General features: G+C 61.0%; 9 protein-coding genes. 6 read left to right on the top strand and 3 right to left on the bottom strand.

Features of this window, described 5'->3' with window-relative positions; all coding sequences use genetic code 11:
- Positions 1–21 precede the first annotated feature (21 nt).
- Positions 22–261, top strand: a complete 240-nt coding sequence (locus tag SH664x_RS01040; RefSeq protein ID WP_437204269.1) for a small basic protein — start codon at positions 22–24, stop codon at positions 259–261.
- 379 nt (positions 262–640) lie between these two features.
- On the opposite strand, the gene eboE is transcribed toward SH664x_RS01040, so the two are convergent.
- Positions 641–1,831 carry a metabolite traffic protein EboE gene (gene eboE, locus SH664x_RS01035; RefSeq protein WP_437204267.1) on the bottom strand — a complete coding sequence of 397 codons (1,191 nt, stop codon included), beginning with the start codon at positions 1,829–1,831 and terminating at the stop codon, positions 641–643.
- 217 nt (positions 1,832–2,048) lie between these two features.
- On the opposite strand from eboE, the gene SH664x_RS01030 reads away from it, so the two are divergent.
- The 5 genes from SH664x_RS01030 (at position 2,049) to SH664x_RS01010 (ending at position 8,242) form a co-directional block, all read left to right on the top strand.
- On the top strand, positions 2,049–2,663 hold the full coding sequence (locus SH664x_RS01030) for an RNA polymerase sigma factor (protein WP_437204265.1): 615 nt from the start codon (positions 2,049–2,051) through the stop codon (positions 2,661–2,663).
- Between the two features lie 320 nt (positions 2,664–2,983).
- Positions 2,984–3,496 carry an anti-sigma factor family protein gene (locus SH664x_RS01025; RefSeq protein ID WP_437204263.1) on the top strand — a complete coding sequence of 171 codons (513 nt, stop codon included), beginning with the start codon at positions 2,984–2,986 and terminating at the stop codon, positions 3,494–3,496.
- The gene (locus tag SH664x_RS01020) at positions 3,493–4,815 is read left to right on the top strand and encodes a hypothetical protein (protein WP_437204261.1); all 1,323 of its coding nucleotides are present in this window, start codon (positions 3,493–3,495) and stop codon (positions 4,813–4,815) included. The genes SH664x_RS01025 and SH664x_RS01020 overlap by 4 nt, the downstream gene beginning before the upstream one ends.
- A gap of 329 nt (positions 4,816–5,144) precedes the next feature.
- Positions 5,145–6,029, top strand: coding sequence for an efflux RND transporter periplasmic adaptor subunit (locus SH664x_RS01015; RefSeq protein ID WP_437204259.1), 885 nt, complete (start codon positions 5,145–5,147; stop codon positions 6,027–6,029).
- A complete protein-coding gene (locus tag SH664x_RS01010) occupies positions 6,026–8,242 on the top strand; it encodes a hypothetical protein (RefSeq protein WP_437204257.1) in 2,217 nt (738 codons plus the stop codon). The genes SH664x_RS01015 and SH664x_RS01010 overlap by 4 nt, the downstream gene beginning before the upstream one ends.
- A gap of 157 nt (positions 8,243–8,399) precedes the next feature.
- Here SH664x_RS01010 and SH664x_RS01005 read toward each other — a convergent pair whose 3' ends face one another.
- Together SH664x_RS01005 and SH664x_RS01000 are read right to left on the bottom strand one after the other, a co-directional pair.
- On the bottom strand, positions 8,400–8,957 hold the full coding sequence (locus tag SH664x_RS01005; RefSeq protein ID WP_437204255.1) for a thioredoxin family protein: 558 nt from the start codon (positions 8,955–8,957) through the stop codon (positions 8,400–8,402).
- A 79-nt stretch (positions 8,958–9,036) separates the two neighbouring features.
- Positions 9,037–13,161 carry an FtsK/SpoIIIE domain-containing protein gene (locus SH664x_RS01000; RefSeq protein WP_437204253.1) on the bottom strand — a complete coding sequence of 1,375 codons (4,125 nt, stop codon included), beginning with the start codon at positions 13,159–13,161 and terminating at the stop codon, positions 9,037–9,039.
- Between the last annotated feature and the right edge of the window lie 107 nt (positions 13,162–13,268).

The raw sequence follows: 13,268 nt of genomic DNA, 5'->3' as shown, positions 1-13,268 counted from the left end.
AAGTGATTGTGGATCATTCCGATGAGTATCGATAAAAGTCTGAAGCGGGGCAGCCGCCTCTCCCGGTCACGCAACGTGCTGAAGCGTGATGAGCGCATCGCACAGCTGCGGGCTGACGACCGCTGGATCGAAGGGTCCAGCCCGTTCGGATTGCCCAAGGTCCGCGTGCAGAAGGCTGTGCTGGGCAAGAAGAAGAAAGAAAAGAAGGAAGACGACGCCGCCACTCCCGCCAAGGGCAAGGCCGCCAAGGGCAAGAAGTAAGGTTGGCCGTCTGACGCCGAGAGCGTGCTGCATCTGACAGGCAGCACGCTGCCGCCGAGAGTCCGATCCGGGCGATTCCACGGGTTTCCGATCCGTGGCTGCCCGGGGTCAACGGCTGTCGAGCCCCCAATAGCCTCTTCTTCCGGTTGTCGCTGCGCTGAGCACTCTGCTTGAGCTCCTGACTCTTCGCGGCCCGCTGTCCTGAGAGCCGCTTGGCTGCCGATTGACCGGCCCCCACCACGGGAAAAGTGTGCCTTTTCCCATACGGTATGCTCGCTCGGCGAGAACCGGAACGAACAACCTGCTCCGACTGGAGCAACCTCTGCCCGTTGAATTCCGCCTCCTTGCCACGCGACCCGGAACGTGTCCCCAATCCGCGTTACGGAGCGGAAGGCTGGTCACGCCCGATCTGCTGCAGCAGTCCCTGCGTCGCTGCCAACTCGTTCACGACCCCCTGCTCCAGCGAGGGCTGTTCTTCACCCGGCAGGACGCCCCAGGTATAGGTCTCGACCTCAAGATGAGGAGCGTAATCGAGCCCAGCCACTGCTGCGAGCGCTCCCTTTAATTCCTGGCGGGTCGTCTGCAGCGGCCCCAGTTCTTCGCGGTGCACCGGCACATGAAAATGAACCCGCCACGCCTCCGCCTCACGGAACTCGACCGGCGGACTCTCCAGCAATTCCCTTGTGAGGTCCTGCCGGTGAGCAATCTCCCCACTGCGCGAGCGAACAAAGGTCTGGTGCAGGTAGCGTGGCTCCACGTAGGCCTGCAGAGCCTCCATGGCGGAACGGTTTTCCAGTGGAGCCTCCACATGAATCGCACAGGTGATGTGCACTTTGTTGATGCGGACATCGGCCTGTGAAAACTGCCTGATCGTGCCGGGGATGTCTTCAAACTCAACTGCCTGATGGCAGACGTCATAACAGAGCCCGAGATGCCGACGGGCTTCATCCAGCAGACTCCGCTGTTCGGCCGACGCGTACAGGCGATCAAAGAAGGCGAGCGTCTCGGGAGTGGTTTCCAGCAGACAGCACGGCTCCGGCTCAATGGCCAGCCGGATGATCCGACCCGTTTCATCATGCAGCTCATCCAGCTGTCGGGCCAGTTCCAGTAGCTGACCGATGCAGCGATCAATGAAGTCCACCGGTTGCGGAAACCCCTTAAAGCCGAGTGGAACTGTCGAGATGCTCCCCTCCACCCCCTCGGGCATCAGTTCTGACAGAACATTCGCACAGCGGGCGGTATACCGCAGTCGATCGGGATGAGCCCAGTCGGGGAGATAAACGTTTTCCTTCACCCGGGTTCCGTGGAAGTTGCCAAACGGAAACGCATTCAGCGAATAACAGACCAGCTCCCCTTCCCGCAGGACCTGCTGGAGCGATGGCAACAGCTCGGGTGCCTGTTCCAGCTCCCCGATCACCGTCGCCGGCAGCCACAATCCCGCCGCAATCCGGCTCCCGAGTTGCCGCCGCGCGGGAATCGTGAAGTTCTGCAGCCCCTGCAGGACCTCCGCCACAGTCTGCCCGGGATGGACGTTCGTGCAATAACCGAGAGGAAGCGTGCTGAGCGACATGGGAAAAGGTTCTTGAATGAAATCGGCGGTTTCCCGCGAGGATAACATCCCCGGGGACGGAAGAGCAGCCGCTGAACTGGTCCGGTTCCGTTTGCCTGATCTGACAAGAATGCGTTACGCTGACGTTCTGAATGAAATGACGAAACTCTTCGCACCGAGCGGGGTTTAATCACGAGAGCCCGACCGGGCGTATCAGCCATAGAACTGCGTTCGTATTGTGGTGACGACTCCCGTCGGTTCCTCCGCCTATCTTCGTGACCCGGACGTGCAACTGATGTTGCGCGTGAAAGGGGGAGATGAACCTTCATTCGCACAGCTGGTCGCAAAATACCAGGACCGCCTGATTGCGGTCTTTACGAATATGTTTAATGACTCCGCGCTGGCCGAAGATCTGGCGCAGGAAGTTTTTTTACGAATCTATCGTGCACGACAGGGATACGAGCCGACCGCCAAGTTTTCGACCTGGGTTTTTCAGATTGCCAGCAACCTCGCCAGCAATTCCCGACGAACCAAAGGCCGCAAGAAAGAGGTGCAGTTTCAACCCGGCACATCAGCCTCCCAGATGATGACCCCGGGGGAACAGCTGGTGCCGGAGAAATCCGGCATGATGCCGACCCGTCAGGCAGACGCCGACGAACTGCGTGAACGGGTGCAGGCCGCCATGGAAACCTTGAGTGAGCGGCAGCGGATCGCCGTGCTGCTGCATAAGTTTGAAGGAATGAGCTACGCCGACATCGGCGATGCCATGGGAATGAGCCCGCAGGCGGTGAAGTCACTGTTGTCGCGGGCACGTGAAAACCTGCGTGTGGCCCTGGAGGGTTACGTCAGCTAGAGCATTTTGACTTTTGATTGAGCCGGTCTCGCCACGCGGCACTGAGCATTTCAGTACCCGAAACGCTCGCTGCCCCGAGACGGAAAAGTGCAACCCGCCAGTGAGCAGGCCGCACTTCCGACCAGCCCGCTGGATTGCTGAAGCACACCGTTTGCGGAATGGATTCCAAGAATCGTTTTTTTGCGGCAGGACAAATCGACTTCTCAAAAAAAATGCACTAATCACAGGCCGCACCGGGCCGTCGTCTCTGTCATCGGTTTCCTGCCGATGACCGTCGCTCCGGCGCAGAAAAGGGCTGCGTTTTCGTCAGTTCAAATCGCATGGAAAAGATCACCCGACTTTCTCCTGAAGATCGCGATAATCTGTCCGCCTATCTCGACGGCGAACTGGATGAGCAGGCGACGCGCCAGATCGAATCGATCCTCACACACAATGCGGTCGCCCGGAACGAAGTCGAAATCCTCGCCCGGACGTACGACCTGCTGGATTCCCTGCCGCGTCCGAAGGCCTCGAACGAGTTCGTCGAAAAGACCGTCGCCACCGCCAAGCTGGAAAACTTCCGCAAGCCACTGGCTCAACAGGCGTGGTTTCAGACCCTGCAGAAGTGCGCTGTTCTCGGTTTGTGGACGGCTGCCATGGTGGCCACCGCCACCGCGGGCTACGCACTGACGAACCGCCTCACCGCCGACCCCGATGAGCTTCTGCTGCTGGATCAGCTGCCGGTCATTCAGAACTTTGACTCGGTCAGTGAAGTGCAGAGTATCGACTTTCTGAATCGTCTCTCCGGTGAAAAAGAACTGCTTCAGGAGATCCGTCCGGAGACCACGCCATGAATCGTACGATCATCCGTCTCTGGCTGCTGCTCTCGGTCTTCCTCGCTCTCGGACTGGCCCCCTTTCTGGCCCGCGGAGACGAACAAATCCATCAGCGTCGTGCAGCGAATGCGGCAGCCATCGCCCGGCTTTCCACCACGGAACGGGCCCGTCTGATGCGGAATCTGGAACTCTACAAGAAGGCAACCCCGCAGCAGCAACAGGCCGCGCGCGAGTTCCAGCAGGCGCTGGCACATGACCAGGCAACCAATCATGGTGAACTCACCGCCATCATGAACCAGTACACGAACTGGCTGAAGACGATCACACCCCGTCATCGCGACGAACTGCATCACAAGCCGGAGACGACCGCCCGCATCGATCTGATGAAATCCATCGTCAAGGAGGAGCAGAACCGCGTGATGGGCCGGTTCGTGGCCCGTCGCGGGAACAACTGGGGATTCATGGGGGGCCGCATGGGTGACCGCCGGCTGACCAATGACGAGTTCCGAAAGCTGTTCACGCAACTGGAGACGTTAACGCTCCCCAGCCTTGTGCCGGCGCAGCAGGCCGAGATTCAAGGCAAAGAGGGAATCGCCCGGGATGTGCAGCTGCTGCAGGCACTCCGGGATCTGGATGTCGAAAAACGCCCCCTCCTCGTGCATCAGCCCGCCGCGTTTTCGGAACTGGCCGCTCACATCGACCAATACACCGACAATGCACGGATTCGCGACTTCATCCACAATTCCGGCAACAACAATGACGGGCTGTTCGGACGTGAGCCCAAGCTGGCGAACTCCAAAGAGGCCCGTTTGGCGATCGTGCTCTACCTGTCCTTACTGGCCCAGCTGAATGAAGACCGCCGTGAAGTCCGACAACCCAGCGACAGCATGCTGAAAGAGGAACTGCTGACCCTTCCGCCCGATGTGCAGGAGATGCTGCTGCAACTGGAAGCGAGTGACTTCAAAACGGACCTGCGGAATACCTTCGTCAACCGGAATCAACCCGTGAAGCCAGAGGTGCTGAATGAAGTCTTCGGCATGGGCCGGAACTTGCGCATGGGTCCGGGAGGCCCCGGCGGAGGAGATGGCCCTGACCGACGGGGTCTGCCGGGCGGACGGGGACCGGGAAGAGGTCCGCGCGACGGTGGTCCACCGGGAGAAGGGGCCCCGCCACCCCGCCGGGGTTCGCGTCCGGAAGAGGGCCGAGGCACCGGTTTTCCAGGTGACTTTTTCTTCGAGCCGGAAGGGAGGGGTCCGCCCCCCAGCGGAGAACGACCTGGCCCTCCGCCACCCCGCAACGGCCAACGGCCAGAGCCGCCCGATGGGCTCGACAATTGAGAGAAAATCAGGCTCGAGCCTGCTCACCCATGACGCCGACAATTCTTCGCGTATCGCCCTGAAGGGACGTGGGGATCTTCTTCCGGAGTGATGTGGCCTGTTCCCGACTCTCCAGTCCTCTCCACGCGGAGTGGGACTTTCTGTAAGCGAAGAGCCTGCTGCGCGGGCACTGGAAAGAGCAACCTGCTCCAAGGCTGTTGAGCAGAAGCCTCACCGTCCTCGCCACGCGGAGTGGGACTTTCTGCAAGCGAAGAGCCTGCTGCGCGGGCACTGGAAAGAGCAACATGCTCTAATGGATCGGATTCCAGATCTGGTGCAAGGAGGAACGAATGAGAGCGGGACTCTGCCTGCTGATGGGCTGGTGCTGCCTGACCGCACAGGCGACGGCGGGCGAGGTCGTTCCGGTGCAATCGGTCGTCATTTCGTTGATTGACGATGTCGCTGTTGCGTCGCAGGATAGCGGAATCGTCCGCAAGCTCCTCGTCCGCGAGGGGGATCGGGTCGAGGCCCAGGCCGAGTTGGGCGAATTGGATGACATTGACGCCCAGCTGGAGCGTCAGCGGATGCTGGCGGAACTGCAGATCGCCCGGACAGCGGCAGCCAGTCGCCTGAGCGTGCAGCTCGCGGAAAAAGCCTTTGGCGTGGCCAATGCCGAATTGCTCCGCTCCGAAAAGTCGAACGAGAAATATCCGGACGCCGTCTCCACGACCGAGCTGGACAAACTCCGTTTCGCACGCGATCAGGCGGAGCTGCAGATTCAGCATGCTCGCGAAGAGATGGCGCAGGCAGAATTACAGGTGCTGCTGAAGCAGGCCGAAGTCGATATCGCAAATCGGCGCATCGAGCGGCGGCGCTTTCGGGCTCCGCTCGCCGGACTGGTCGTCAAAGTGGAGCGACAGCCGGGTGAATGGATTCAGCCAGGCGAAACGCTCTGCCGGATTCTGCGCACGGACCGGTTGCGGGCAGAAGGCTTTGTCTCGCTGAAGGACGGAGTCATTCGACCGGGACAACCGGTGCAGCTTCGACTCCAACTGGAAGGGGCTCCTCTCCATGTCTTTTCGGGAGTTCTCAGCTTCGTCGATCCGGAAGTCAATCCGATCACCGGCCAGTATCGTGTCTGGGCCGAGATTGAAAATCCGGACGAGATCCTGCGTCCCGGACTGCGACCCGAGATGCTGATTTCCCCCGCCCCGCCAGCCACCAGCGCTCCATGACCGCCAGTCCGCCTCCTGCCGACATCGTTCTTCCGGTCTGCCGCCGGCATGATCTGGTGATCGTCTCCAACGGCCCGGCAGGGGCTCCCCGCTGGACCGTCAAAGATCCACTTTCACTCCAGTTCTTCCAGCTGGGGGAAGCGGATCACTTTGTCTTTTCCCAACTCGACGGTCAGATCACGCTCTCGGAACTGCAGGAGCGTTTTCACGGTCAGTTCGCCCCCCGGGTGTTGAGTGCGCAGCAGCTTCTGGCCTTCATCCAGCAGCTCTGGGGACAGGGATTGCTGACGGTCAACCGTTTCGGACTCTCTACAGAGTTGCTGGCCCGCCAGACAGAGAGCCGGCAGCAGACACGTCGCGGCTTCTGGAAAAATCTGCTGGCCATCCGATTTCCTGGAATCAATCCGGATCCACTCCTTTCCGCGTGCCTTCCTTTTGTCGGCTGGATGTTTTCGCGGACGGCGGTCCTCTGCACGCTTACGCTGATGATCAGTGCTGTCGTGCTGGCGGCGAATGAATCGGAAACACTGCTGCGCGAGATTCCGCAGGCGGCCAACATCTTCCGGGCGGACCGTCTGCTCTGGCTGATGCTGACGATCGGAGTGATCAAGATACTGCACGAGCTGGGACATGCGCTGACCTGCAAGAAATTGGGGGGGGCGTGCCGCGAACTCGGCCTGATGCTGCTCGTCCTGACCCCCTGCCTCTATTGTAACGTTTCCGACTCGTGGCTGTTTCGCAGCCGCTGGCAACGGGCTGCAGTCAGCGGCGCAGGGATGTACGTGGAACTGTTTCTCGCGAGCCTGTGCACATTCCTCTGGCGTTATTCAGTCCCGGGGTTGTTTCATGCACTCTGCCTGGATGTCATGCTCATCTGCTCGGTGAATACCCTGCTGCTGAACGGCAACCCTCTGCTGCGCTACGACGGTTATTATCTGCTGGCAGATCTGGTGGACATTCCCAATCTGCGCAGCCGGTCGATGAATCTGGCCCGCTCCTTCTGGACGCGAATCTTCTTTGGAGTCACGCTCCCCGCTCCCCAGCCGGTGAGCGGTCTGCCACGGGTGGCAATGACGTTCTACGGCATCGCCTCGTGGGTCTATGGGTGGCTGCTGCTCGTCGGGATTCTCTGGATGCTGTATCGTCTGGCGGCCGCTCAGGATCTGCAGTCTGTCGTACTGGCCGTGGCTCCGTTGCTGGTGGGGGGACGGATCGTTGAGACCGGCAGGCAGTGGGGACGCATGACCGAATTTCTCAAACGCGACGGCCAGTTTCGCCCCCGTCGATTCGCGGCGGCGGTCGTCGCCGTCACCGCACTGCTCGCGTTGCTGCTGGCGTGGCCCTTTCCGAAGTCGCTGCGGGCTCCGGTGCGCGTCGTTGCCGCGGAACGACAACCGGTCTTCGTCACATCACCGGGACAGCTGCATCTGCCGAATCGACTCCGGGCAGGAAAGGAAATCCGGCAGGGAGAGTTGCTCGCGGTGCTGACCAACCCGGAGATTGAACGGGACATCGCCCGACTGCAGGGGGAGGTCGCCCGTGCCCGCAAACGTGTCGAACATCTGGAGGGTCGTCAGTACGCCGACCCGCAGGCGTCATCGCAACTGCCTTCCGCGCGGGCAGCTCTCGCCGACGTGGAGGAACGACTCGCCCGCAGAACCGAAGATGCCGGACGACTCCGGTTGACCGCTCCCCAGGGAGGCATGCTGCTGGGAGGAGAACAGCCTGCGTCCACTTCACGATCTGATCTCCGCCTGCAGCGGGAAGGGGAACCGTTCCAGCCGCAGAATGAAGGGGCCTGGCTGGAGGCGGGGCTCCCGTTCTGTGTGATCGGCAACGCGACAGCGCGAGAGGCGGTCTTCTATGTCGATCAGGCGGAAGCGGCGACACTGAAGCCCGGAGCCGCGGCCGAGTTCACTGTTCCGCAACTGGGAGGAACCGTCCTGCAGGGGAAGGTTGTGGAAGTGGCCGTCAGCCCGGTGGTGCAGATTCCCGATGTGCTCGCGCACTCTCAGGCGATCCCCGGTGTGGCGACAGGGCGTGGCGGCCTGCAACCGCTCGCCCCCCTTCACGAGGTGCGGGTGCAGTTCGCACATCCCGACTCCGTGCTCGCGGTCGATCAGCCCGGCTGGGGGAGGATCGACGCGGGGCGAGAATCGTTGTTCACGCGGGGCCTGCGTGCCGTGCGACGGACGATGACGTTTGACCTGTAGACCCGCAGCTCCCACTCACAAGACCAGGGGTGTAACGCTACCCCGGGCTTGCGGGGATGCAAAGCAGTTTGACCGGGGATGGCCTTGTCCTCGCCACGCGGAGGTCAGCATTCCCCAGACGAAACGCTGGCGGCGCAGCACATGGAACCAACCGGCTTCAGTCGCCGTGTAACTGCCGCAACCGGCTGGAGGTCCGCAGCATCCACTGAATCCGTTCGAACTCGTTAAGCCAGTCCTGAATCACGTCGGCAGTGAGGTCATCGGCGACCGCGAGACCGGTCGGACACGAAGCTCCCGCCAGATTCCGCACCAGACTCCGGTACTTGGAGAGCGTCCGGTCCCCAGCGCGACCGCAGAACTGGCCATCTTCACTCAGAAAGACGACGGCCGGCACGCGGGCTCCCCCGCAGGTGGTCAATTCACTCGCCAGACCCGAGTCATCGCGGTCGGCATAGCGGATCTGAATCAACGGGCTGGCTGCGGCAAAATGCTCGAAGATCGGACACTGATTCACACAGTCGCCGCACCAGGCGCCCGCGAGGACCAGCACCTTCATTTCGCGGGTGAAACTGGCGAGTAACGCCTGCTGTGCCTGCGTCAGCGCGATCGACGCGTGGAAGTCGGCCCAGCGGCGACGCTGTTCTTCGGTCCCGTATTTTTCAAGGAAGGCAGTGTAGGGATAAGCTGCTGCAAACGCGTCCGCATAGTTGATCATCGTCGGTCTTCTCGGCAAAGAAAGGGGCTCACGAAGTCTGCAGAATCGGCTGCAGTCCGTCAACCGGCGAGCGCCCACCCTACAGAATGCTGAATTCTTCCAGATCTGTCGCGAACTCGGCAGCCGGACCATGCCGCAGCCGCTCCCGCAGACTGTCGAACCACGCGGCGGGTGGCATTCCGTAGGGCCGGAATTTCTCCGCCGTTCCGGTCTCTTCCCGGTAGAGCAACGCCCGGTGCGTCCCCAGCCGCGACGCGGCGGGAGAGTCGATGAAGTTGCTGGAATCGGACGCGTTCATCTGGAACGCGACTCTCGTTTCCAATTCTTTCTGTGACTGTCGACTCAGCCAGCGCTCCAGATTATTCATGGAATCGCACCAGATGATGACATGAATTCCCATCGCGGGCCCCTGCGTCAGCAGATCGGCGAACAGCTTCCCCGGCTCCACGGGCTTCTCGGAGGGCTGACTGCCGAAGGAGCTGAAGCTGTAATCATCTTCCGCCTTGCGCAGGTCACGAAACCGGGCAAGGTTGAAGACCAGCAGAAAGAGGGGCGGGGCGGTCGTATCCGCTTCGGCTTCCCGGCGTTTCATTTCCGTCGTCAGGGACTGCAGCACCCCGACCACGTCATTGACGTGCGACAGCCGGGTGTTTCCGGTGAGGGCCTGGGCCCCCTTCTTCCAGCTCTCGTACTCCAGACTTCCCGGATGACTTCCATCCAGAATCTGGATTGTCGGCTGCTCGGGTCGGTTCGTTCCCGCGGCTGAAAGGGCAATCGCCGAAGCGGTCATCAGCCCGAGTGCGGCTTCGGAATCCTGTCCCACAATCAGCAGATGGCTGCCGCTGTGACGATGAAACGTCATCGACGTCGGCGGAGCGATTTCCACGGCGTCTCCCAGCCAGATCGTTGGCGCTGCGGCCGGTTCCGGGCGGGTCGAGAACGTATCGATCACGGTGGAGACGAGTCCGTTGCGGGTCAGGTCGCTGGGAATGTTCCCTTCAAATACGACAGGCGAGGGGGCCTCGACTCCCCGTCGCATCGTCCGCTCGCGAATCAGCTTGAGGGCGGCATCGCGTTGATCATCGCTCAGCCAGGCGATCTGGAACGGATGATTCCCCTCCATGACGCCGTTGGCATCGTTGTAGATCGCTTCGCCGGGACGAGTCAGCAGCCGCGCAGCGGTGTTTTCTTCACTCAGAATGAGATGAGCATCTGCTTCACTGCACTGCAGAGCGACACGCACAGCCACCTGACCGAGTGTACTGCGCGCCAGCGAATACGCGCCTCCCAGCGTCTGCGACCCCAGCACCACATGCATGCCGAAGGCCCGCCCCTGTCGCACAAGCCGGTCCAGCAGGAGCGCCGCCGACTGGCCGAGCTTGTCGTCCTCCACGAAGAACTCCTGGAACTCGTCCACAATCAGCAGAATGCGCGGCAGAGGCTTGTTCGTCGCATTCCGGTATCCCGCGATGTCCTGGACGCCATGCCGCCGAAACAGCTCTCCCCGTTCCTGCAGTACTTCATCCAGCTTCTGCAGCGTGCTGACTCCGAACTCACGATCGCTTTCAACCGCAATGACCCGGGCATGAGGGAGCTGATGAGAGGCATAACTCTTGAACTCGACCCCTTTCTTGAAGTCGATCAGATAGAAGTTCACTTCATCCGGACTGTAATGCAGCGCGAGATTCGTAATCAGAATGTGCAGGAAGGTCGACTTTCCGGAGCCGGTTTTCCCGGCCACGAGCATGTGCTGGGAGGTTCCTTTTCCCAGACGCATCCGCTGCAGCTTGGTCGCTCCCGCCCGTCCCAGCGGAATTTCGATCTCCTTGCGACTGTCCCCCGCCCAGATCGATCTGGGGTCCGGAGCGATCCGCTCGAACGACACTTCCACGCGCCGGGCATCTTTGGAAGCTTCGCCCACCATTTTCACAATGGCGGTAAACTGATCGGATGGAGGGGGCCGGTCGAGATCGATCGGCCAGGCTGCGAGTGCTGCCTCACGCAGATAAAATGAGAGCCGGCTCCCATCCCCCAGCGGTCCTGTTTTGCGCTGAGCCGCAGCCGTGGTCAGCGAATCGAGACTGTCGTCGAAGTCCCCTTTGCCATCAGTCCATTCCAGCGGATCGACCGACTTCTGATACGCGGTCGATAACTCGGAGCCGCGCCATTCCAGCGACGTCATCCGCGGTTCAACGTCCGCCAGCCGAAACCCGTTCGGGAGTTGCTTGGTCGTGTCGAGACTCATCAGCGTATAGACCCCGCAACGTGGTCCGCTGTTGATAATGCTGATCAGTCGACGGGCCGCGATCTCACTGAACTTCGAAGGAAAATCACTGATGATCAGAATGTGATACGGCTCGGCCACTTCCCCTGCCGAAGCGTTGTACTCTTCGATCGTCTGGAATTCATTCCGCAGGTACTTCTGCAGCACGTTTTCCATATGCTCGGTCAGGTCGGCCAGCCGCGCCTCGATCTGATTCGGCTCGGTCCAGATGCGACTGGTCACCAGCATTTCATCATAGTCGGCCAGGTGCATGAAGCCGCCGAAACTTTCGCCCAGCCCAACCGGATCGATAATCGTCAGCCGCAGCTTCCCTGGAGGGATCAACGTCAACAGACGGAGAACCACCGATTGCAATGCCAGGACCGCCTGCTCGCGCGCCGCCAGTGAAGGACACCGAAACAGCAACGATGTCGCCGTCGGAAACTTCAGGAGCGCGGGCAACCGATAGGCAGTCTGCCGGGGAGCCAGCCGCACATCCTCGGAAATGGCCCCTGACCAGACATTCAGATCCAGAACATAATCCCCGAGACGAACCGCATCCGGGATTCGGGCCGACGGGGACCAGTTCCCCTGCGAGAGCAATTTCCAGTCGGGAAATTTGGTCTCCCCTTCCTGCAACAACTTCCGGCTGGTGGAGTCGAAGTTCTGCCAGACTTCATCCCATTCCGCCTTCAGCGTGCTCCACAGCTCCCGTTGTGTCCGCTGCCGATTGCTGACGTAATGCTGCAGCGCCTGATCTGCGGTGCCGATCGCCTGCTCCCAGTACGCGGTCGCCGCCTGCACCTGCCGGGCATGCTCTTCGTGAATCATCGACAGCTGCGCGTCCCGCTCTTGCGTCAGTCGACTCCATTCCTGATCGTGCCGCTTGCGTTCCAGATTCAACTTTCGCTGTCGGGTCCGTTCAATCAGTTCGACCTGACTGCGGTGTGCGGATTCATACCGCCTGAGTGCCTCCTGCCGTTCCTGAGCGATCTGTCGACGATGCAGCTCGGTCTCTTTCTGCTGACGCTCCAGCTGCTCTTTGGCATATCGCAGCCAGAACTGATGGGCCCACTCCGCTTCCGCCGACAGATCCTGAATCAGCCCCAGAACCTCAGACTGCTGTGACATCGCCAGGCTGTAAAAGATCGCCGTGAGGATCAACCCTGCCACGGCTCCAGCACCGAGGGAAATGCCGATCCACATCCCCTGCTGACGCCCCCCTTCAAATCCGAGTAAGGTCGGGTCGACGAAAAAATAAAAGGGAGCGGCAATCAGCGCAGTCAGAATCGCGAACAGAACCAGACTCATCGCTCCGCGCACCAGCCGGGGCATCCACAGCTTGGCGAGACGATCGAGCTGCTTGCGGGTTTCTGTGGTGGCGGTGGCGAACCGCAGCTGCGCCGATTCGCGATCGTGGGGAGGATCCACCGGTTCCCGGGGCAACGGACGCGCTGCTCCGCGAGAGTCAAAGGCCTGCTGGACCATTGTTTCCAGTCCGGCCAGTTCCGTCCCCTGTTCTTCTTTCGATTTCTGCAAGACCGCCTTGAAGCGATCGAATTCTTTCAGCGGCCCATCTTCAGCACGCTCGTCCAGGACAGAAGAGACGACCCATTCGCTGTTGTCGCGGGCCTGTTCGATGTCGGCCGAACCCTTGGCCGCTTCCGCCTCGATCCCTCGCAGTGTGTCGTAGTGGCGACGGTCTTCCTCGGCGATCAGCGCGTTCGATTCCTGCTCCACCGCCTGCAGTACCGACTGAAATTCACTCTCGATCCCCTGCAGATGTTCATTGCGTCCCTGCAATTGAAGGGAGAGCGTGTCACGGAAGGTCTGCTCCTGAGGATCAGGTCCGGCGGCCGCTGCGCGGAGTGCCTCTTCCGCCGCCTGCCGACGATCAATCCCGCGCTGAAACTGAAAGAGCAGTTCTTGATAGTCGATCATATCCGGGCACACTTGCGGCGATGGAGAACAAGTCAGCGCGATCGAGCGACCTGCTCCTCCTGAAATGTCTCCCCTGCAACTGGCAGACTTCTCCAGCGGTCGCGGGA

It is taken from the genome of Planctomicrobium aquicomposti (genome assembly GCF_051466325.1).
Classification (GTDB): domain Bacteria; phylum Planctomycetota; class Planctomycetia; order Planctomycetales; family Planctomycetaceae; genus Planctomicrobium.
Note: the sequence above shows the minus strand (reverse complement) of the source record. Positions and strands in the feature narration are given on the sequence as shown.